Origin of the sequence: Phenylobacterium sp. (assembly GCF_030645195.1) — a bacterium.
Lineage (GTDB): Bacteria > Pseudomonadota > Alphaproteobacteria > Caulobacterales > Caulobacteraceae > Phenylobacterium.
The window spans coordinates 21180-42972 of record NZ_JAUSLW010000204.1 but is presented as its reverse complement, the minus strand read 5'-3'; the positions used below and the strand labels follow the sequence as shown (position 1 = coordinate 42972).

The window sequence follows — 21793 nt, the reverse complement described above, 5'->3', positions numbered from 1 at the left end:
CGCTTCGCGCACGCCCCGACACCCCTGGCGCTTCGCCCCGATTCGACCTTCGATCCTTCGCATCGGGGTGGTTCCCATACATCGCGATGTATGGGGGGAGGCCCCCGGGCAGCTCCAACCACGGGCTGGATGCGGTGAATGCGCGCTCCATTCACCGCGCAGCGTGCGGGGATTATTCTTGCGTTTGCGGTGAATAATCGCCATAATCGCCGCACAAGGAGCGGTGATTATGGCGACTTATATCCATGAACTAGACGGCTGGCCCACGCTGACGTGGGACGCAAAGCGGCTGCAAGAGCAGCTCGCCGCCGTGCGTTTGCGGCAAGGCAAGCTGCTCGGCCGGATGGAAGCCCTCGGCTTCCAACATCGCGCCGAGGCCGTCCTCGAAACGCTCACTGAGGACGTTCTCAAGTCCAGCGAGATCGAAGGCGAACTCCTCGACAAGGAGCAGGTTCGTTCCTCGATCGCCCGCCGGCTTGGCATGGATATCGGCGCGCTCGCGCCCGCAGACCGCAACGTCGAAGGTGTCGTCGAAATGATGCTCGACGCCACCCAAAGCTATCAGATGCCACTCACCCAGGAGCGGCTCTTCGCCTGGCACGCGGCCCTGTTTCCAACCGGGCGCAGTGGCATGTCCAAGATCATCGTCGGCGGGTGGCGCGACGCCACCTCGGGTCCCATGCAAGTCGTCTCAGGACCGATAGGCCGTGAGCGCGTCCACTACGAAGCGCCAGCCGCGGACCGCCTCGCTCACGACATGCAAGCCTTCCTCGACTGGTTTGGCGGCGATGCGCCCATCGACCCCATCTTGAAGGCAGCCGTCGCGCATCTGTGGTTCGTCACCATTCACCCGTTCGATGACGGCAACGGGCGGATCGCGCGCGCTATCGCCGACCTGGCTCTCGCCCGTTCCGAGAACAGTCCGCAACGATTTTACAGCATGTCGGGCCAGATCCGTATCGAGCGGAGCGCCTACTACGACATTCTGGAAGCCACCCAAAAAGGCGACCTCGATATCACCGCCTGGCTTCAATGGTTCCTGGCCTGCCTGGACCGCGCCTTCGATGGCGCTGAGGCCATTCTCGCCAATGTCCTACGAAAGGGGCGCTTCTGGGAAACGCTGGCCGGCCAGCCTCTCAACGAGCGCCAGACGGCGGTCATCAACCGGCTGCTCGAAGGCTTTGAAGGCAAGATGACCACGTCCAAGTGGGCCAAGATCACGAAGACTTCCACCGACACCGCGCTCCGCGACATCGACGATCTCGTCCGCCGGCGCATCCTCGTCAGGGACAACGCCGGTGGGCGCAGCACCAACTATTTGCTCATCGTCACGGCAGCCGACGCCCTGCGTGCCATCAGCGCCAATACGCGCGCTCACTCCGCGATCTCCGTATGGGACGGTGCGCGGATGCCGAGCCCAGACGAAGCTGCTGCTCGACAGCGCACCATCGAAAGTCTCGCCGCTCAGATCGAGGGTTTGGCGCAGTTAAGCGAAACGGCTCCCGTCACCTATCGCGACTTCGAAGCGATCCTCGCTGCGCTCCATGCGGCCGGCTTCCATCCCGAAAATGAGCTGGTGTCGGCCGTTGCCTTCGCCCTTCATCGGGCAGACGGAGGAGGATCATGAGCAGCATCAAAACCATCGACCTGCTTCTGGTCACTGACCTGTTCGAGCCGAAAGGCAGCGCTGGCTACATCCTCAATTTCAATGACCGGACCTTTGCGCAATTCTTCGCTCAGGAACTGCATGTCGATATCGACGATCCGGCCTACGCCAAAAATGGCGGCTCCAAGGGAAAGCGCCTGCGCTGCTTTCTGCAAATCACTGATGACAAGACAGCAGTGCAGACCCTGCGCGCACTATGGGACTTCCGCGAGGCGCTGCGTATGCGTGCGCGCCAGGAGGAGGATGTGCCCAACGCCCATGCTCGACTCCTCGATCTCATCCAGCGCTTGGAGGGCGGCAAGCCCACCCCGAAGCCAACGCCACCACCACTGGCCGCCGACGCTGTACGGGTTGCCCAGCTTCGCGATGAACTGATCGCACTCTCGAAGCTCGACCCGCAACCCCGCGGCTATGCGTTCGAGAAATTCTTGAAAGCCATGTTCGACGCTTACGGGATGGATGGTCGCGAGCCGTTCCGCTTACGTGGTGAGCAGATCGACGGCAGCTTCCAGCTCGGGAGTGAAACCTACCTGGTCGAAGCGAAATGGCAGAGCAGTCCCATCGGCGTCACTGACCTTCACGCCTTCCATGGAAAGGTGGAGACCAAGGCCGCATGGACACGCGGCTTGTACATTAGCCAGAGCAGCTTTTCCGACGATGGCATCCACGCCTTCGGCAAAGGCAAACGTGTTGTCTGCATGGATGGCCTCGATCTCTACGAGACCCTGAATCGCGGCCTCTCATTCACCGACGTGCTCACCAAGAAGATCAGGCGCGCGGCGGAAACGGGTGCGCCCTTCGTGCGAGTGCGGGACCTGTTTCCAGGCTAACGACGCCCCCGTCTTCGCGGCGGCTTCGAGCCCTAGCCTTCAATCGTCAACGCGCGAATACCATCGAGCAGCACTCGAGTCGCTTTGCAGTCGTCCTCATTGTAGTCGAGGATTCGGGCCTTAACCGCCGGGTCGCGCTCCCGCACCCAACGGTCAAACCATTCGATGGAAGCGGCCCCGGACGGGTTCGAATCTCGCCATGCAAAGCCGAGATACTTCGCCAGCGTCTTGATCGAATGGTCGTGCGTTGGCCACTCCGTCGCCTTTGTCACCACGTCGTTGTAGAGGTCGATGGCTCGCTTGGGATCGAACAATGTTTCGATGTCCTGCGCCGAACAAACGTCCGGGTACCGTGCCTGAAGTTTCCGGTAGAGCGTCCGCTCGTATTTCGAATAGTACCAGATCGTCGCTGCTGGCTCGCTGTTGAGATAGGCGACCGATTTGGCGAACGCATCGCGTTCCGCATCGGCCGTTTCGTCGTCGGCGAAGAAGGCGACGAACCGCTCGTCGGCGCTGTCGCCGCCGCGTCGCTCGACGATGCCGTGCAGGTAGGTGAAATCGCGCAGCGGATCGACCTCGATGTCGAAGAACAATTCCACATCGGAGCGGGGCAGAGTGATCGGAGCCTTGAGGTAGGGCTTGGCCATCGGCTCAGTCAGCAGGACCGCCCGCGCGTGGAACACCATCAGACTCTTCTCGCCGACGCCTTTGAACTGCGTCTTATTCTTGGTGATCCAGCCTTCCGGATCGGTCGCGGCCAACGCCGCCACCGTCGGAAATGTCGGCGCCATCGCGTCCCGAATCTTGCGGCCGAGGCGCGGGATCAGCGTCAGATCATCCCCAGCCCGCAGCTCCTTCGTGCAGCTCGAATACCAGTGACAAAGTTTGCAGGAACTCGCCAACGCACCCCTGGGCGTTTGGCTACGTGCGACGATCTCGCGAGCGTTCGCGAGAACTGCTTGGTATTCCTGCCAGAGCGACAAGGGGACCTTTGGTCCGCGTGCCGAGGCCAAGTCGTACAGAACTTCGCGGGCATGCACATCCAGGATGATTCCGCGCCGCCCGGCGGAAAAGCCGAGCCGCTCCAAGACATCCACATAAAGCGCGAGCTGGACGGCGTAGTGCAGCTTCGGCTTGCCGGCATTGCCGTCGCCCTCATCATCTTCACCATCATCACCGCCACCGCCCTCTTTGCCGCGGCCTGATTTAATGTCGATGGGGACGTAGCCATTGCCCTGCCTCCGCAGGAGATCCGGCACGCCCAGAAGGTCGCCGTCGCAGATGCGACCACTGTAAATTAGTGGCTCTCCGCGCTGCATCGCCTCCAGCGTGAGACGCTCTTTTTCGTCGCCTTTGGCATGCGACAGGTCGAGTGCCACGAGGCCGCCGCCTTGCATCACCTGAGACTCATAAAGTGTGCCGCGCTGCCACAGCATCTCGACGAACGGACTCACTTCGTCCCTGACTGCCGGATCACCGAAAAGGTCTAGCTCCACACGCTTTGGGCATTGGACGAGGCTGTAGAGCATAGATGCTGTAATCGTTGGCGTCATTTCTGCTCTATATTTCGAATCTACCTGTGCTGAAAGGAGATGATGATCATGTTGATGGTCACCGTCACCGCCATGGTCGCCCCTTGCCCCGGTAAGGCACGTCATCGCGACCTCACTTCATGGGGCTTTGTGGCCGAACGCGGCTTAGCCTCAACGCGGCTCGCTTCCGCACTCCACTGACATTCCGTTCGTGCAGCTCCGCCCCGGCCCACCGGCCAAGGGCGTTTGAGCCCAAGCCTACCCCGTCCGGCCAGAGCCGCCCCATGAGGTCGCAATCACGCGGCCTCCCACACAGGGGCAAGGCCATGACGAAAGACCGGTTCGACATCCATCAGCACATCACCAACCAGATCATCACCTCCATCGAAAATGGCGCTGGCGACTTCCAGCTCCCCTGGCATCAGGGCGGCATGGTGTCCCGCCCGACCAACATCGCCTCCAAGAAGGCCTATCGAGGGGTGAACATCGTGGCCCTCTGGGCGGCCTCCCAAGCCTGCGGCTTCAGCTCCGGCGTCTGGGGCACCTACCGCCAATGGTCCGAAGCAGGCGCTCAGGTCCGCAAGGGCGAGAAATCCTCCTACGTTGTCTTCTATAAGGAACTCGAATTCGCCCGCGCCGAGGATGGGGCCGACTCCGAAGCCGAAACCCGACTGTTCGCCCGAGCCACCCCGGTCTTCGCTGCCGAGCAAGTCGAAGGCTTCAGTGCGGAGCCAACCAGCAACCGGCCCGACATCGAGCCGATTGACGCGGCCGAGGCCTTCATCCGGGCGACCGGGGCCGCCATCGCTCACGGAGGAAGTCGGGCCTACTATCGCCCCTCGACCGACAGCATCCAGCTTCCCGACCGCACGGCGTTCGTTGGCACCGCGACCAGCACCGCCCAGGAGGCTTACTACTCCACCCTGCTGCATGAGCTGACCCATTGGACCTCGCCGGAGCCCCGCTGCAACCGCACCCTCGGCAAGCGCTTCGGCGATGACGCCTACGCCATGGAGGAGTTGGTGGCGGAGCTTGGGGCCGCCTTCCTCTGCGCCGAGCTAGGCATTGCGCTGGAGCCGCGAGTCGATCACGCCCAGTACCTCGCATCCTGGCTGTCGGTGCTCAAAGCCGACAAGAAGGCCATCTTCGCAGCCGCCAGCGCGGCGTCGAAGGCGGTGGAGTTTCTCCGCCACAGCCCCGCTGACAGCCACCTTCAGACCGCCACGGGCTAGCGGCAAAATTCGCTGTAGAGCGACTACAGCGTTTTGCTACTTGACATGTTTGATCGAGTGGCAGATGCTGTACGCACACTACAGAGAATTATCGCATGAAGCTATCCAGCCTTTGCGCCCTCCAGATGGGCTACACCGCACGCTCCCGGCTCGAACCGGCGAGCGAGGGCGGCGTCCTGGCGCTTCAGTTGCGTGACATCTCCGCAGACGGGGATATCGGCTTTCAGACGCTCTCGCGTGTCCAGCTTCCCGAACTGTCGGAGCGCTACATGGTGGGCAGCGGAGATGTGGTCTTTCGCTCTCGTGGAGAGCGCACCACCGCCACCGCCATCGACGAGTCGATGAATGAACAGGCGGTCGCGATCCTGCCGTTGATCATCTTGCGGCCGAACCCGTCGATGATCGCGCCGCAGTTCTTGGCGTGGTCGATCAATCTTCCCGCCAACCAACGAAACCTCGATGCGTCCGCGCAGGGGTCGAGCATTCGTATGGTCCCCAAATCGGCGCTCGACGACCTGCGCATCGACGTTCCCGATCTCGCGACGCAGCGCCGCATCGTCGCCGCCGCAAATCTCGCCCGCCGTGAAGCGGCCCTTGCCGCCAGCCTCGCGGAAAAAAGCCTTTCCCTCACCACCCTCGCGCTCGCCGACGCCGCCAAACGCGCCAGCGAACGCCGCCCCTCAGAAAGGAGCAAGCCGTGACCGACACGCTCACTCAAACCCAAGTGAATCAAACCGCCTGGGCCGCATGCGACACGTTCCGTGGCGTCGTCGATGCCGGTCAGTACAAGGACTACATCCTGGTGATGCTGTTCCTGAAATACATCTCCGACCTCTGGAACGACCACGTCGAAGAGTATCGCAAGCAGTTCGGTGGTGACGACGCCCGCATCCGTCGCCGGCTTGAGCGCGAGCGGTTCGTGCTACCGGAGGGAGCCAGCTTCTATGACCTCTACGAAAAGCGGAACGAGCCCAACGTCGGTGAACTGATCAATATCGCCCTGGAGCGCATCGAAGACACGAACCGGGCCAAACTCGAAGGGGTCTTCCGCAACATCGATTTTAATTCCGAGGCCAATCTCGGCCGCGTGAAGGACCGCAATCGTCGCCTCAAGAACATGCTCGAAGATTTCGCGAAACCGGCGCTGGATCTTCGCCCGTCGCGCGTCACCGAGGACATCATCGGCGAGTGCTACATCTACCTGATCTCGCGCTTCGCCTCCGACGCCGGCAAGAAGGCGGGCGAGTTCTATACGCCGGGCGCGGTGTCCGGCCTGCTGGCCAAACTCGCGTCCCCGAAGCCGGGCGACACGATCTGTGATCCGGCCTGCGGCTCAGGCTCGCTTCTGATCCGCGCTGCGCAGGAAGTCGGGTCCGACAACTTCGCCCTTTACGGCCAGGAAGTGAACGGCGCGACCTGGGCGCTGGCTCGCATGAACATGTTCCTGCACTCCAAGGACGCCGCCCGTATCGAGTGGTGCGACACCCTCAACAGTCCCGCGCTGGTCGAGGGCGACCACTTGATGCGCTTCGACGTGGTTGTCGCCAATCCGCCCTTCAGTCTCGACAAGTGGGGCGCGGAAGACGCGGGGACCGATCCCTACAACCGCTATTGGCGCGGCATTCCGCCGAAGTCGAAGGCCGACTACGGCTTCATCACCCACATGATCGAGATCGCCAAGCGGCAGAGCGGACGCGTCGCGGTGATCGTTCCGCACGGCGTGCTGTTCCGGGGCGGTGCGGAAGGCAAAATTCGTCAGGCCCTGATCGAGGAAAACCTGCTCGACGCCGTGGTTGGCCTTCCGGCCAACCTCTTCACCACCACCGGCATTCCAGTCGCGATTCTCATCTTCGACCGATCACGCGAACAAGGCGGTGTGAACGAGGCCCGAAAGGACGTTCTCTTCATTGATGCCAGCAAGGAATTCAATCCCGGCAAGACGCAGAACGTCATGGACGATGCTCATATCGCCAAGGTGCTGGAGACCTATCGGTCAAGGGCGGAGATCGAGAAATACTCTCACCGCGCCAGCCCGGAAGAGATCGCTGAGAACGATTTCAATCTGAACATCCCCCGCTACGTGGACACGCTTGAGGCGGAGGACGAGATCGACGTCGCGGCCCTGCAAAAGGACATCCATCGCATCAACGCGGAACTCGCGGATGTGCGCGCCAAGATGGCAGGCTACCTCAAGGAGCTTGGCGTCGATGCTTAATTCAGACGAAGGCCATGTGTCGCTCAGCGGTGGCTATAAGGCCACAAAGATTGGAGCCGTGCCGTCGAACTGGGACGTCGTCAGGCTTGACGAAGTATCTGATCCGACCGCGCCGATCCGATACGGAGTTGTGCAGATCGGACCAGACACGCCGGGAGGCGTTCCTATTGTCCCGATCAAGCACGTTCGACGGATTGGCAAGGTACCGCTTCACCATGCATCCTCCGAGATCGAAGCGCCATACGCCGCAAGTCGAGTGAAGGGCGGCGACGTTCTCATTTCAGTCAAAGGGACGATCGGTGAAGTCGGAGTCGTTCCGGACGGCTTTGAAGGGAATATCGCTCGCGAGATAGCGCGAATTCGCCCCAAGCCGGACATCGACTCTGAGTTTCTTGCATTCCAACTTGATGCCGACCACACGCAACGACGTATCGAAAGCAAGATAGTTGGCTCGACGCGGCTTGAGTTTTCGATTCACGCTGTTCGGGATTTTCTGATCGCCGTTCCGAAATCCCAACTGGAGCAGCGCAAGATTGCCGCGATCCTGCGGAGCTGGGACGAGGCCCTCGAAAAGCTGGAGGCGCTACGCAACATAAAACAGAGCAGGCAGAGAGCATTGACCCGAGCGCTGGTCTTCGGGTCGCTCCGGCTCAGTGGATTCCGGCAAACCGATCAAGCGGTTTCCCACCGCTGGTTCACCCTTCCCGCAGACTGGTCTTGCAAGGCCATCGGCAAAGTCGCAGTCGAGGTGTCCGAACGACATGGCGACGCCGAAGCGGCGGAGGTCCTTTCTTGCTCAAAGTACGCCGGCTTCGTGAGATCTCTAGAGTACTTTAAGAAGCAAGTGTTCAGTACAAGTCTTGCTAACTACAAGCGCATCTGGCGGAATGATTTTGGTTTTCCGAGCAATCACGTCGAGGAGGGCTCAATTGGCCTTCAGGACGTGGTTGACGTGGGCGTTGTCAGCCCGATTTACACAGTGTTCCGATTTGCGCCAGACAAAGTGGACCCTCGCTACGCATACGCGGTCCTAAAGACTAGCCTCTATCGGCACATCTTTGAGGTCAGCACGAGCGCCTCTGTTGATCGCCGGGGCAGTCTGCGGTGGAGCGAGTTTTCGCAATTACCAATCCCGTTGCCCCCGCTTCCCGAGCAGAGGGCTATCGTGGAGGTCCTGCAGACCGCGAGCGCCGATATTGCTGGCCTGAGCGCAGAAATCAGAACCCTGACGCGCCAAAAGCGCGGCCTGATGCAGAAGCTGCTGACGGGCGAATGGCGGGTGAAACTCGACGGAGGTACGCATGGCTAAGAAGCATATCCCGATGGCCATTGCGTACGACTTCGATGGCACGCTCGCCGACGGCAACATGCAGGAACACCAGTTCCTGCCGGACATCGGCATGAAGCCCAAGGCCTTCTGGGAAGAGGTCAAGCGCCTGACCAAGGAGCACCAGGCCGACGAGGTGCTCGTCTACATGAACCTCATGCTTAGGAGGGCCGCGGCCGCCGGCGTTCCCGTGCGGCGAGAGGACTTCAAGGCGCGCGGGCAGACCATCGCCCTGTTCGAGGGGGTGGATGGCTGGTTCGACCGCATCACCGCCTACGGCAAGTCCAAGGGTGTCCGCATCGAGCATGTGCTGGTGTCGTCGGGCAATGCGGAGATCTTCGCCGGCACGCCCATCGCCTCGAAGTTTTCGCAAATCTATGCGTCGAAATTCATGTTCGATGAAAACGGCGTGGCCGCCTGGCCCGCGCTGGCGGTGAACTACACCACCAAGACGCAGTACCTCTTCCGCATCAACAAAGGTGCGCACGACCTGAGCGACAACGCCAAGGTCAACCAGTTCGTCGAGAAGAAGGCCCGCCCGGTTCCCTTCGAGAACATGGTGTTCATCGGCGATGGCTCGACGGACATTCCATGCTTCCGCCTGGTCAAGGAACAGGGCGGCCTGTCGGTCGCGGTCTTCAAGCCCCACACCAAGGGGGCCAAGAGCAAGGCCGAAAAATACATCGCCGACGACCGCGTGCACTGCGCTGCGCCCGCCAACTACTCCGAAGACGGAGACCTCGACCGCATCATCAAAGCGGCAATCGACGTGGTCGCCGCGCGCGCTGCCTTATCGTCCATGTTCGATGAGGCGAGCTGATGAGCTTCGACGCCGCAGAGTTATCCCAATCCCAGATTCCGGCGCTTCAGCTACTCGTCGCGCTTGGCTTCAAGCCGCTGGCGCAGGCTGATGCCTTGGCGTTGCGCGGTGGTCGCCTGCGCAATGTCGTGCTCGACGATGTGCTTGCCGACAGCCTGATGCGCATCAACAGGTTCACCTACAAGGGCCGCGAATATGGGTTTGATCTGTCCGACGCCCACGAGGCGATGCGTCGGCTGAAGCCCACTCCGGATCGGATGAAGGGCCTCAAGGGCACCAACCAGGATGTTTATGACACGCTGGTGCTCGGGACCACGATCACCAAGACCATCGACGGTGACTCCAAGAGCTATTCCTTCCGCTTCATCGACTGGGAGCACCCTGAGAACAACGTGTTCCATGTCACCGCTGAATATGCGGTGGAGCGAACCGGCACCACGCAGACCAAGCGCTGCGACATCGTCGGGTTCGTCAATGGCATCCCGTTCCTCATCATCGAGAACAAGCGCCCGACCGAGAGCCTCAAAAAGGCGGGGAGCCAGCTCGTCGGCTATCAGAACGAAGACAACATCCCGCAGCTATTCCACTTCGCCCAGCTACTCTTGACCATGAACCGCGTCGAAGCCCGCTATGCCACGGTCGGGACGCCGCAGAAGTTCTGGCAGACATGGCGAGACGAGGAAGATTCCGACGCGGCGATCTTCGCGGCAGCCAACCACACTCTGACGGCCGCCGATAAGGACGCCATCTTCTCCGGAGATTTCGCCGGTGCGCGGACCTATTTCGAGGCCATGCAGGCCGAGGGCGAGCGCGCCGTCAGTCCGCAGGATCGGACCACCTTCGCGCTTTGCCGCCCCGAGCGCATGCTCGATCTGGTGCGTCGCTTCACCGTGTTCGACGGCGGCGTGCGCAAGATCGCGCGTCACCAGCAGTTCTTCGGTATCCGCAAAGCGGTGGAGCGCGTGCGTCAGTTCGATATGAACGGCATCCGCAAAGGCGGGGTCATCTGGCACACCCAGGGGTCCGGCAAGTCGCTGACCATGGTGATGCTCGGGCGCTCGCTAGCCCTTGATAAGGGCATCTCCAATCCCCGGATCATCATCGTCACCGACCGTGATGACCTCGACAAACAGATCAAGGGCACTTTCAAATCCTGCGAGATGGAGCCCCGAAGGGCGACCAGCGGTGCCGATCTGATCGAGCTGGTCCGCAACAAAGCGCCGCTCATCACCACCATCATCAACAAGTTCGACACGGCTCTGCGCGGCAATGAGATTGGCGAGAACGACGCCAACATCTTCGTGCTGGTGGACGAAAGCCACCGCACCCAGACCGGGCGCTATGGCGGGCACAGCCAGTTCGCCACCAAGATGCGCCGCCTCCTGCCGAAGGCCTGCTATCTTGGCTTCACCGGCACCCCGCTGCTCAAGAAGGACAAGAACACCCTGTCCACCTTCGGCGGCCTGATCCACAAATACGCCATCGACGAAGCGGTGGCGGATGGGGCGGTCGTCCCGCTGCTCTATGAAGGCCGCCTGGTCGAACAGCAGATCACCGGCAATGTCATCGACCGCTGGTTCGAGAAGATCAGCGAGGGGCTGACCGACAAACAGAAGGCCGACCTCAAGCGCAAATTCTCACGCATGGACGCCCTCGGCAAAACCGGCCAGGCGATCCGTGCCAAGGCCTTCGACATCTCCGAACATTTCCGCCAGCACTGGCAGGGGACGGGGTTCAAGGCTCAGTTGGTGGCCCCGTCGAAAGCTGCCGCTGTCCGCTTCAAAGAAGTGCTCGACGAGATCGGGCACGTCACCAGCGCTATCGTCATTTCGCCTCCCGACGACAACGAGGGCAACGAGGAGGTCGATAAGGACTCGAAGGATCTGGTCCGCGTTTTCTGGGACCGGATGATGGTCATCTATAAGACCGAGGACGAGTACAACCGTCAGATCATCGATGCCTTCAAAGGCTCTGGTGACCCGGAAATTCTCATCGTTGTTTCCAAACTGCTGACTGGCTTCGACGCGCCGCGCAACACCGTGCTCTATGTCTGCAAACCCCTACGCGAGCACAATTTGCTGCAAGCGATCGCGCGGGTGAATCGTCTCTACGAAGGCGACGGCGCGGAAAAGCAGTTCGGCTTCATCATCGACTATGAAGGCCTCCTCGGTGAGCTGGACAAGGCGCTCACCGCCTACAGCGCTTTCGAGGGATACGAGTCCTCAGATCTTGCCGGCACCGTCCATGACGTGCGCGAGGAGATCAAGAAGCTGCCGCAGCTCCATGAGCAGCTTTGGGATCTGTTCAAGCCCATCAAGAACAAGAAGGACATGGAGCAGTTCGAGCAGTTCCTGTCCGACGAAGCCATCCGGCAGGACTTCTATGAACGCCTGCGCGCGTTCAGCCGATGCCTTCACATTTCCATGTCTTCCGACAAGCTCCTCGACGTGTTCGACGAGGATCGTATCGACGGCATGAAGCGTGACTGGAAACGGTTCTCCGAGCTGAAGCGGTCCGTTCAACTCCGCTACCAGGAGACGGTGGACCTGAAGGAGTTCGAGCCAAAAATCCAAAAGCTCCTCGACGACCATGTCGTCGCGTTGCCCGCTGAAACCATCATCGCCCTCGTCAACATCAATGACGCCGATGCGCTGAAGGCCGTGGTCGATGAGACAGGCGTGTCAGACGCGTCGAAGGCGGATCGGATCGCCAGCGCGACACGGCGGGTCATCACCGAGAAAATGGAAGAGGACCCGAGCTTCTATAAGCAGTTTTCCGAACTGCTTGAGGAGACCATCAGGGACTATCGGCAAAAGCGCCTGTCGGAGCGCGACTACCTGCAGAGCATCATCGACCTGGCCAGCAAGGTGGCCCGCAAGGAACGCGGACAATCCGTGCCTGCCGCCGTGGAGGCCAACGAAGACGGCCAGGCTTTCTACGGCCTTCTTGCGGGCAAGTTGGTGACGGCAGACGGCGAGGTGGTCGGCGCGGATCAGACCGCCGCCATCGCCCTGGCCGTGATCGAGATCATCCAACAGCACCACATTGTTGATGTCTGGTCGAACGACGTGGCGCAGAACAACATGCACAACGCCATCGACGACTACTTCTTCGACGTGCTCCGCGATGAAATGGGGATCGAGGTGCCGGTCGATGCACTCGACGAGCTGGAGGCCAGGATCATGAGCCTCGCGCGGGCGAGGTTTCCGGGATGAGCGTCGAACATCTCATCGTCCAGTACGGCGAGCATGAGATCGACGTCAGCTTGTTTCGCCGTGACCGCAAAACCTTGGAAATTGCCGTTGAGCCGGACGCAACCGTCAGTGTGACCGCGCCGCTCGACGCGACGCTAGGTGCGATTGAGGGCAAGGTCAGAAGGCGCGCCGCGTGGATACGGCGGCAACAGCGCTACTTCATGCAGTTCCTGCCCCGGACGCCCGACCGCCAGTTCATTGCGGGTGAGACATTTCGCTACCTCGGCCGCCACTACCGACTCAAGGTGGTGCCCCACGTCCAGGCCAGTGTGAAATTGCGGGGAGGCCATCTCGTTGTGCAGGCGCATCGCCCGCAATGCGCGGAGGCTACCCAGGAGCTGGTCGAGCGCTGGTACCGCGAACGTGCTGCGGTGAAATTCGCCGAACGCCTCGAACATAATTTGCAGCGCTTCGCAGATCCCGAGGCATTTCGCCCGACCGCGATCATCCTCCGCACGCTCAATCAGCGTTGGGGTTCCATGAGCAAGGCGTCACGCCTCCTGCTGAATGCGCGGCTGATCGAGGCTCCTACGGACGCCATCGACTACGTCATCACCCACGAGCTTTGCCACATCGCCGAAGCTCATCACGGGCCCAAATTTATTGCGCTGTTGGATCAAGTCCTACCAGACTGGCGGCGGCGGAAGGCGCGGCTTGAAATGGCGATGTCCTGACCGAGCTGCACTTTTCCTCGGCTCGGGTTAGTCATAATTCTGGCAGGGCGATCCCTTGATCATCTGGTGGCCACCTCCACCCCCGCTCCCTAGGCTGTTCAAACTCACCCTTGGCGCAATGCACGAGCAAGGATTTCATCCCGAGACGTAGCTCGTTTCGGCGGTCGCATTTGCGCTTGAACGATTCCAGTAGGACGAACCGTCCAAGGTAGAAAACTAGCCCCCGGCTTAGCGGAACAGGTCAGCCAGCCAGGCGAAGAACCCGCGGGGCTTCGACGGGAGAGTTACTTCGACCTTGGGGGGCTCGACCACTTTGGCGGGGGCTTCGTACGCACCGTAGTGGCGCACGCGGTCGAAATCGTCCCGACGACGGACGCCGGCAATCTCCTCGGCCGTCATCCCCGGCGCCCACTCCACCATGTCGCGGCGAATCCAGTAGTGCGACTGGCAGGGCAGACTCCAGCTTCCGACGGAGGGAGAGAGCGAGACCGTTTCACCATCGAAGGTTAGCTGCCAGCCCACCGGGCTGATCGGCGTAACCACTTCCGCGCCGCAGCCGCAGAAGCAGCGATGCGAGGCCGTCGCGAATTCGATGGAGATGTAGAGCGTCCGCTCCTCCAGCACATCAGGCATGAAGTCCACGAACGCGTGCTCGATGGCGAAGTTTGCCCTCATTCGCAATCCTCGTTGGTCATCTCGTTGCCATCAATGGTGTAGGTGCTGTGATGTTCGCGTTCGAGGTCGATGTAGAAGCCCCATAATTTCTTCCACTTCATGACCGCCATGATCGCGTTGAGCGCGTTTAGGTCGGCCACTTGGATGTTCCGTTCGTACTCGTTCTCGCCCTCATCCTTGGAAAGGGAGATGCGCTTTCCGTCGCGAACATGGTCACGCATCGTGGGCGTGCTGGTCGTGGTGCGTAGAATGCCTCCCAGCGCGCCGTCCTCCAGGAAGAGACCCATGCCGGCGTCAACGAAGCTGACGCCGAACTCCTCCAACTTAGCGATGATGAGGCCCTTAGACGGCCCATCATCAATGCAGAGAAAGACGAAATCCGCATCGCGCAGTTCTTCGATGTTGGATGCCCCTACGCGCTCTGGATGGGCAACAATCCCGCGCCGCATTTTGCAGTAGATGCCGGCCAGATACGCCACCTTTGTGGAGTTGGCCGATAGTTCGTCACCCGAGGCGGCACCCGGCGCGCGGAAGGCGTTGTGCTGTTCGAAGGTGTCGTCATCGTAGAGATGGACCTCTTCGACGGGGGTCTTAGCGACGAAATCCAGCACATAGCAGCCCGTGCCGCCAAGCCCGACAATTACGACCTTCTTGCGCTCAAGTTTGGCGGTGACGGCGGTGATCTCGGCGCGCGGGGAGGCGGTGTCGAGATACAGGAAGACGGAGTCGTCGTCTTCCTCGGCCGGGATAAAGCCGCCGGGGTTTGGCTTCACACCAGGATCGATGGTTTGCGCCGGCCCGCTCAACAGCGCCGCGTAGGTCACGATCTTATGGTGGAAGTCGTCGTATTTGCCGGAAGGTTGGGGCTTGGCCGAAAAGCGATGGTCCGTAGTGAGATTCCCGATGCTGGTCCGCTCCGGGCCGTTGCGAATGGCCTCGATGGGCTGGCCGTTCGCGTCGCACGGATATTCGCCCACGAAGTAGATGGTGTGATCGTCCGGCGGGAGAGTGACGTCGTTTTGCAGGCGCAATACGGTGACAAGCATCCCGTATTTGATCTGCCTTTCAGCATTCACGTACGGGATGCGTTTGACCACCAAGTGGTTGGCCTGGATGGAAATGTCGTAGCCCTCAGCGAGGAGCTGCGACAAATCCGGGCTACGAGCGATTGGTCTGCGTGACAACGAAGATCATCCCGTTCTTGATGGTGACCGTTCCACCCTCGGGCAGGGTTCCCTTGGGGTTAGCCGGCGGCCCCTTGCGATAGGTGACCGTGAAGATCACGTCCGGCCCCGTCGGGACCGGGTTGAAAGCCAGCGCAACCACCTGGGCGTAGGTGAGGTCCCGCGAGGTCACTTTGACCTTCCGCGCATTCACGACGATTTCGTATTCGCGTTGCTCGGTGCGGATGTGCTCGGTGCCGCTCCCATCCAGATCGACCGAGGTTCCCGGCTCGATCATATGATCCGGCTGATCCGTACGCTCCAAGATCAGCGCCTTGTTCTCTGGCGTGTCGGAGATGGCGCGCAGTTCATCCTCGGTGATCGTCGGCGCACCCCACTCGTAGCCGCGCTCGTCGATGGTGAAGTTGAACGTCCGGTCGGACCGGAAGGCGCGGAACTCCTCGCGGCCGGGTTGGCTGAGATCGACTTCTTCATCCAGTCCGACCGAGGTCGCACCGGGGTGTTTCAGTTCGATCAGCACGTGTTCGCTGGCGGGGTTGAAGCCCGCCTTCTGCAACAGGTCCCGGCCTTCTTTGACGGGATCGTTGGTCGCGTAGCGCACCCCATTCACGGTGAAGGCGTAGCGTTCGTTGCCGGAAATCTCCGGCGAGGCGTCATCTAGGGGCATCCCAAATCTCCTTGCCAAGTCGCCGATCATCCGGCATGTATAGATTAATCGAACGCCGCGTTGGGGTCAAGCCCGAATGAACGTGACGTTCGATTGGTCTTTACGACGCTGCCGGGGAGGGTCCATGCCGATAGGAGACAAGATCAAGGAAATGCGGGTCAGGAAGGGCCAGTCCCTTCAGGGAGTCGCTGACGCAATCGGCGCATCCAAAGCCCATATCTGGGAACTTGAAAGCAATCGCAGTAAGAACCCGTCGCTGGATCTCCTGCAGAAACTGGCCTCGCATTTCGGGACGACGGTCGCGTACTTGATCGAGGAGCCCGAAGGCGATCTCAGCCGAGCCGACCAGTTCTATCGACGCAACAGTGAGAAGTTCGCCGCCATGGGCGACAAGGACTTCGACGTGCTCGAACAACTTCTCGATATGATCGCAAAGCGCGAAGATGGCCGCGGAACCTGAGATCGAGATCGATATGATGGAGCTGGCCGATATCGGCCAGCCGATGAAGCTCGCCCTCGAAATCCATCGACAGCTTCGCGCCCAATTCGATCAGGTTCCGACACAACTTCCTTTGGCCAGCTTGGCGAAGGCCGTCGGCATCGTGGGCATCAAGGAAATCGCCACGGACGATTTTGAAGGCACGTTGGTCGTTCAGGATGGGTTCGGCGCGATAGGGCTTCGCAAGGGCCTGCGCTCCGGGCGCCGCAACTTCACCATCGGCCATGAGATCGGACATTTTGTCATTCCGAACCATCGGTTCGGCCGTGACAAATTCCAATGTGCGATAGTCGATATGGGGAGGGAGCGTTCAGGCGGTAATTGGGATTCCCGGCCGCCACTTGAGCGCATTGAAGTGGAGGCCAACGAATTCTCCGCAGCGCTTCTCGTACCTGTCCCTGAGTTTCAAAAGGAACGCCGCCGGCTTGGCACCGCCTGCGATATCGTCCACATCCGGCAGCTGGCGGAGACATTCGACGTCTCCCAGGAGATGATGGCTAAGATCTACGTCAACGCTTCCGACGAGAGCGCCGCCATCATTACATCCCACCGGGGTCTGGTTCGGCGCGTGATCCCCAAGTCCGGCTTTCCGTATCTGGGCCTCCGGCGTGATGCCCCGATCCCCGCGACCGCACTGACTTCGACTTTTCGACCCGGTGGGGGCCAGTCTTCCATTTCCGATCTTTGTGAAGTCGCCACCCACACCTGGCTAGATCGCAAGGGGAGCGTCTCCGCTCTCTACGAACAGGTCTTCGTTCAGGAAGACGGATGGGCGATGACGCTGCTCATCGCCGACGAGGAAGACAGCGACGACGAGGATGATGACCGCGATTGGAATCGTCGATCTGATCGGCAGATGTAGGGTCACTTAGGGCTCCGCCCTCAGCGCACTTCGAGCGGCTTCCGCCCAGCTTCGGTCGCTGACGCTCCCTGCAGCCGGTTCCCCGCGAAGCCGCTGCTCCGCTTGCACACCCGCTATTCGCCATGAGGCAGGGTTGCTGGCGCGCCCCTTCTCTATTCATCGAAGATATTCAGGAGGGGCTGGCGCGAGGTCATCGCCCAGATGCGGGGCGTTGCCTCCGCATTCTCGCGCGGGTCCCCTCCAAGGGTAATTCCCCCATAGGCCCGGAAGCACCAGATGCTCAGCAGTGGGTCGTCCAACGCTTGCAGCCCGTTGTACTCAAACGCGCCTCCGCCGATCGAGGCCGTGGCACGGGCCCGGCCATTCCCGGCCAGCATAGGCGCAAGAAGTGCCTCGCCCGCTTCGGTCAGAAGGCCAGCGCTGGCGTTATGGGTCGGAGGCACATGTACCCCCCAATGGTGGGTCATCAGCCCCTTCATGATCAGTGTGAAGAGCTGCCGAAATTGATTGGCATCGATGGGGATGGTCATAGTCGGAAGGATGACGCCGCCTCGGTTGATCCAGGCGCGCGACTGCCCTTCGGAAAGGGCGTTGTGGAGCCTCACATTCTTCGCCAGGCGCGGCGGCACCATGCTGTTGAGCATGTGGCTCGCATCCGGGTGCCTGCCACCAAAGGGAAGGACCGCCGTCAGGTAGTGCTCAAGCTTGGACTTGTCGTTGTTGCAGGCCTGACAGGCCGCCACCTTGGGCAGGTTACTGCGCTTGTTCAGGGGGAAGAACTCGCGGGCGAAGACGTGGTCGCCCGTGGTCGAAGCGCCCTCGGTCGCGCAGTAGGCGCAGGTCAGACCCTTGAAGCGCTTGCTCATCGCTCCAGAATTTGGGGCTTTCCAGTCGCGCGGCAAGTCGCTGTGGCCAGAAGCGTGGCGGCAAATGCGCCCGTCAGGGGAATCTGATATCCATTCCGCACCTACCCCCCGGTGTGTTTAGCACACAAGCTAGCACACTAGCCCACCGACTAACAAAATAATCTAATTAATACAATGTCTTACGTGTTCTCGGATTAGACTCAAAATCTGTTGCCGAGAGGCGTGTTGGTTCGAGTCCGACCTGGGGCACCATTTTCCTGTTCGCCGACGTGCGCGGACAGGTACAAACATCAAGAAAATCAGGTATGTATTTGAGCGATAGGGTCGCTCATTTGCTCTGCCGATGAGACAGATTCAGGCCAAGGCCTGGGCCAGGCCGGGGAGGCGGGCGATAACCCCGGCGTTCAGCTCTTCCCGCCGATCCCAGAGCTCGCGGTACCAGGCGCGGCGGTCGGCGCTTTGGTGGGCGAACATCCGTTCGGCGCGGACATAGTCCCAAGCCCGCCGCGCCATGGCCTGGCGGGCGGTCTCGTCGCGCAGGGCGCCGGTCAGCAGGGGCGCCCAATCCGTCAACCGGTGAGCGATCAGGCCGGTCAGACCGTGGACGATGGTCTCAGCATAGATGGTGGGGGAGGCCAGGGTCACCACGCCGCGGGCCGCGGCGTCCAGGAACTTGGCGTCGCTCTTGGTGTCCTCGTAGAGCCGTCCCTCTACCGGCGAGAGGGAGACCGCGCAGGTCGCCATCAGGTCGAGATAGGCATTATAGGGCAGGTAGTCGTGGAAGCTCTTCCGGGCGGTGGGCAGGGCTTCGAATACCGCCCGGTCGCCCACCACCACAAACTCGACCTCGGGATACTCCTCGCTGACGGGGCCAAGAGAGGCGGCCACGCGGGCGGCGAGCCTGCCTCGTGACAGGGCACCGTAGAAGACCCGCCGCGGGGCCGGCGCGGTGGGGAAGGGGTGCAGGTCGAACACGGCGTTGGGGAAGACCTTGACCACCGGATTGTACCTGGAAAACGCCGTGGCCAGCCGCTCGGTGGAGGTCTGGATGGCGTGGGGGAAGCCGTAGGTCAGCCAGTCGGCAGGCGTCAGCTTGCGCCCGGCGACGGCGGCCAGCAGGGCCGGATGGTCATCGATCTCCAGCACGGGGACCCAGCCGCGGCGGATGCTGTTGGCGGTGGCCGCGCGCCAGGTCTCCACGGACGGAAGGGCCGGGCGTTGCAGCACCAGGATCTTGGGGGTCTCGGGGGGCAGGGGCAGGAGCTGAACCGGCGCCGCGCCATAGGCCACGATCAACTCTGGATCGCCGCGCAGGCCATGGGCCGGCAGGCGGGTGCGGATGTCCATCAGGCGCGGAGCAAAGGCGGCGCTCTGCACCACCAGGGGCTCGGGCGGCGGGGGCCCGGCGCCGCGCTTCTGGACCACCAGCAGGAGGTCGCGGTCGGAGACCTGGTCGATGCTGGCCGGGTCGCGGCGTGGGGCGAGGTCGTTGAAGTGATCGTCGCCGGGGACCAGGACCTGCAGCTTGGCGATCCGGAAGCCATCCCCCAGGGCCGCCAGCACCGCCGCCACGTGAGGACCGGATCGCGAGGCCGCCACCAGATAGCCGCCCGTTTCGATCGCCTCGGCGGCGGAGAGGACGTCCCGCGGGGGCGTCGCGTCAAGATCGGCCAGGACCAGGACCTCGACGGATTCGCCTGGCCCGGCGAAGGTCGCCTGTGGGTTGCGGGCCAGGTAGTCGTCCGCAAAGCCCTCGCGGCCGGGTCCCACAAAGGCCAGCCGCCGGACGGTCAGCGGCGTGCGACCGGCGAGCAGCTGAAAGAACATGGACACCCCAGGGCGGACGGCGCCCCTTGCCGCGCCGTGGAAGTCTAGAAGACTTTGGCGGGGTCGGGCAACGGCGCGCCACACTTGATCGCCCTACCGTTAGAGCCTGGAAGTACGCTCGAACATCTCCCGGGTATGGTATGGGATCCCATCAACGGACGAGGAAATCGAGCAGCAAGGATCATGAGCGAAGAGATCAGCAGCAGTCCGCCGACGCCTAAGCGCAAATCCCTTATTGGGCCAACCTACATCGCCTATATCCACGAGCTGCTCCGCAAGCGGAACGCCCGCAACTATATGGAAGTGGGCGTGCGCGCGGGCCTCTGCCTGGCCGGGGTCGAGTGCCCTGCCATAGGGATCGATCCGAACTTCATCTTCGACCGCAACCCGATGGGCAAGAAGCGCGCCCTTCACCTGTTCCAGATGACCAGCGACGAATTCTTCGCTGAGCACGATCCCACGCGGATCTTTGGCGCAGCTGTGGACGTGGCGTTTCTCGATGGTCTGCATCAGTTCGAGTATCTGTTGCGCGATTTCATCAACACTGAAAAGCACTGCGGGCGAAACTCGCTCGTGCTACTCGACGACTGTCTTCCGATCAACATCGAGATGACCGAGCGTCTCCACAACCCCACAGCCCGCGTCGACCGCGAGATCGCCGAGTGGTGGACCGGTGACGTCTGGAAAGTGGTCAGCATCCTGCGCGAGTACCGGCCCGATTTGCGGGTCGTGCCGGTTGATGTCCGGCCGACTGGCAGCATGGGCATCTCCAATCTCGATCCGACATCCACCGTGCTCGAAGACCGCTATTTCGAGATCGTCGACCGCTACCACGAGGTGGTCATGGACGCGCCGGAGTTCGAGGCATATTGGGCTGCGAATAAGCCGTTGAACGGGCTCGAAATCCTCAAGGATTTCGAGATGTCGCGCTACTTCAAAGTCTGATCGTACAGCGTTTCAGACGGGCTTCAGGCGGTTCTGCAGATAGCGTTGCAGCGCCTGCAACGCTCTCTGATCCTCGGTGACCTGCTGCTTGTTCAGGACATCGGCGTTTCCATAGACGTAGCCGTTCCCCATAGCCTTAAATGTGGTCAAGATGCGGTTGGGGTGTTTCTCGACCTGGGTGCTATCCTTCAAGAAGACCGCCACGAAATCGTTGAAATAGCCCTCTTCCTGTTCGGACGTATAGGATTCCAACAGCACCACGTCGTAGCCTTGATGGACCGCCCAGCGCGCGAGCGCGCGCCCGCTGTCGGGATAGAAGCGCCAGCAGTCGACCGGATAGCCATGCACCGGACCATTCGACGGCGCGTTAAGGTAGAATAGACCGCCCGGCCGCAGGATGCGGATCACCTCGAGGAAGCTCAGCCAGAAGAATTCGGAGTGCTCGTAGCAGGAGCTTGAGACCACCACGTCCGTGCTGGCGTCCGGAAACGGCAGCTTGTACGGGTCCTCCAGCACCACATCGACGCCGCGCGCCGCCACGAAGTCGACCCCGGTGTAGCGGTTGTTCGGGCCCAGGGACGCTCGAATTCCACCGTTGACGTCCTGGGATCCAATCTCGACGATGGACACATCCCCCAGCCGCGCGACATAGGCGTCGTAGAATCGCTTGGCGTTGCTGATCGCCGTTCTGTGAACCATCGGTCCTACAAATCTCCTG

19 protein-coding genes are annotated in these 21793 nt (G+C 61.5%); 12 read left to right on the top strand and 7 right to left on the bottom strand.

Translation table 11 applies throughout. The features are described from left to right. Nucleotides 1-229 precede the first annotated feature (229 nt). A complete protein-coding gene (locus tag Q7T09_RS18685) occupies nt 230-1627 on the top strand; it encodes a Fic family protein (protein ID WP_304701710.1) in 1398 nt (465 codons plus the stop codon). Further along, nucleotides 1624-2496, top strand: coding sequence for a restriction endonuclease (locus Q7T09_RS18680; protein WP_304701709.1), 873 nt, complete (start codon nt 1624-1626; stop codon nt 2494-2496). Before Q7T09_RS18685 ends, Q7T09_RS18680 begins: the two co-directional genes overlap by 4 nt. Nucleotides 2497-2528: 32 nt before the next feature. Here Q7T09_RS18680 and Q7T09_RS18675 read toward each other — a convergent pair whose 3' ends face one another. Further along, entirely contained in the window at nt 2529-4025 is a 1497-nt protein-coding gene (locus Q7T09_RS18675) for a TM0106 family RecB-like putative nuclease (protein ID WP_304701708.1), read from the bottom strand. A 329-nt stretch (nt 4026-4354) separates the two neighbouring features. Between Q7T09_RS18675 and Q7T09_RS18670 the strand changes: the two genes are divergently transcribed. From Q7T09_RS18670 to Q7T09_RS18640, 7 genes are all read left to right on the top strand, one after another. Beyond that, nucleotides 4355-5260 carry an ArdC family protein gene (locus Q7T09_RS18670; RefSeq protein WP_304701707.1) on the top strand — a complete coding sequence of 302 codons (906 nt, stop codon included), beginning with the start codon at nt 4355-4357 and terminating at the stop codon, nt 5258-5260. A gap of 95 nt (nt 5261-5355) precedes the next feature. Then, nucleotides 5356-5961 (top strand): restriction endonuclease subunit S, encoded by a 606-nt coding sequence (locus Q7T09_RS18665; RefSeq protein ID WP_304701706.1) that lies wholly within the window; start codon nt 5356-5358, stop codon nt 5959-5961. Continuing rightward, the gene (locus Q7T09_RS18660) at nt 5958-7475 is read left to right on the top strand and encodes a type I restriction-modification system subunit M (protein ID WP_304701705.1); all 1518 of its coding nucleotides are present in this window, start codon (nt 5958-5960) and stop codon (nt 7473-7475) included. Before Q7T09_RS18665 ends, Q7T09_RS18660 begins: the two co-directional genes overlap by 4 nt. Then, on the top strand, nt 7468-8784 hold the full coding sequence (locus Q7T09_RS18655; RefSeq protein WP_304701704.1) for a restriction endonuclease subunit S: 1317 nt from the start codon (nt 7468-7470) through the stop codon (nt 8782-8784). Before Q7T09_RS18660 ends, Q7T09_RS18655 begins: the two co-directional genes overlap by 8 nt. Next, nucleotides 8777-9622, top strand: a complete 846-nt coding sequence (locus Q7T09_RS18650) for an HAD family hydrolase (RefSeq protein WP_304701703.1) — start codon at nt 8777-8779, stop codon at nt 9620-9622. The genes Q7T09_RS18655 and Q7T09_RS18650 overlap by 8 nt, the downstream gene beginning before the upstream one ends. Next, a complete protein-coding gene (locus tag Q7T09_RS18645; RefSeq protein WP_304701702.1) occupies nt 9622-12837 on the top strand; it encodes a type I restriction endonuclease subunit R in 3216 nt (1071 codons plus the stop codon). Before Q7T09_RS18650 ends, Q7T09_RS18645 begins: the two co-directional genes overlap by 1 nt. Further along, a complete protein-coding gene (locus Q7T09_RS18640; RefSeq protein ID WP_304701701.1) occupies nt 12834-13550 on the top strand; it encodes a M48 family metallopeptidase in 717 nt (238 codons plus the stop codon). The genes Q7T09_RS18645 and Q7T09_RS18640 overlap by 4 nt, the downstream gene beginning before the upstream one ends. Before the next feature lie 228 nt (nt 13551-13778). On the opposite strand, the gene Q7T09_RS18635 is transcribed toward Q7T09_RS18640, so the two are convergent. From Q7T09_RS18635 to Q7T09_RS18625, 3 genes are read right to left on the bottom strand one after another with little or no spacing between them, the layout of a single operon-like run. Further along, nucleotides 13779-14225 carry a DUF6527 family protein gene (locus Q7T09_RS18635; protein ID WP_304701700.1) on the bottom strand — a complete coding sequence of 149 codons (447 nt, stop codon included), beginning with the start codon at nt 14223-14225 and terminating at the stop codon, nt 13779-13781. Beyond that, nucleotides 14222-15376 carry a ThiF family adenylyltransferase gene (locus Q7T09_RS18630; RefSeq protein ID WP_304701699.1) on the bottom strand — a complete coding sequence of 385 codons (1155 nt, stop codon included), beginning with the start codon at nt 15374-15376 and terminating at the stop codon, nt 14222-14224. Before Q7T09_RS18630 ends, Q7T09_RS18635 begins: the two co-directional genes overlap by 4 nt. 7 nt (nt 15377-15383) lie before the next feature. Beyond that, the gene (locus Q7T09_RS18625) at nt 15384-16076 is read right to left on the bottom strand and encodes a multiubiquitin domain-containing protein (protein WP_304701698.1); all 693 of its coding nucleotides are present in this window, start codon (nt 16074-16076) and stop codon (nt 15384-15386) included. A 124-nt stretch (nt 16077-16200) separates the two neighbouring features. Between Q7T09_RS18625 and Q7T09_RS18620 the strand changes: the two genes are divergently transcribed. Next, complete coding sequence (locus Q7T09_RS18620) at nt 16201-16536, top strand: helix-turn-helix domain-containing protein (RefSeq protein ID WP_304701697.1); 336 nt, start codon at nt 16201-16203, stop codon at nt 16534-16536. After that, nucleotides 16520-17437: an ImmA/IrrE family metallo-endopeptidase gene (locus Q7T09_RS18615; protein ID WP_304701696.1), complete on the top strand. Its 918-nt coding sequence runs from the start codon at nt 16520-16522 to the stop codon at nt 17435-17437. The genes Q7T09_RS18620 and Q7T09_RS18615 overlap by 17 nt, the downstream gene beginning before the upstream one ends. A 152-nt stretch (nt 17438-17589) precedes the next feature. Here Q7T09_RS18615 and Q7T09_RS18610 read toward each other — a convergent pair whose 3' ends face one another. Continuing rightward, nucleotides 17590-18303: an HNH endonuclease gene (locus Q7T09_RS18610; RefSeq protein WP_304701695.1), complete on the bottom strand. Its 714-nt coding sequence runs from the start codon at nt 18301-18303 to the stop codon at nt 17590-17592. Nucleotides 18304-18657: 354 nt separating this feature from the next. Beyond that, entirely contained in the window at nt 18658-20130 is a 1473-nt protein-coding gene (locus Q7T09_RS18605; RefSeq protein ID WP_304701694.1) for a glycosyltransferase, read from the bottom strand. A 183-nt stretch (nt 20131-20313) separates the two neighbouring features. Here Q7T09_RS18605 and Q7T09_RS18600 point away from each other — a divergent pair, with 183 nt between their 5' ends. Continuing rightward, nucleotides 20314-21075, top strand: coding sequence for a hypothetical protein (locus Q7T09_RS18600; RefSeq protein WP_304701693.1), 762 nt, complete (start codon nt 20314-20316; stop codon nt 21073-21075). 12 nt (nt 21076-21087) lie between these two features. Here the strand turns inward: Q7T09_RS18600 and Q7T09_RS18595 are convergent, their stop codons facing one another. Beyond that, nucleotides 21088-21774 carry a methyltransferase domain-containing protein gene (locus Q7T09_RS18595; protein WP_304701692.1) on the bottom strand — a complete coding sequence of 229 codons (687 nt, stop codon included), beginning with the start codon at nt 21772-21774 and terminating at the stop codon, nt 21088-21090. Nucleotides 21775-21793 lie beyond the last annotated feature (19 nt).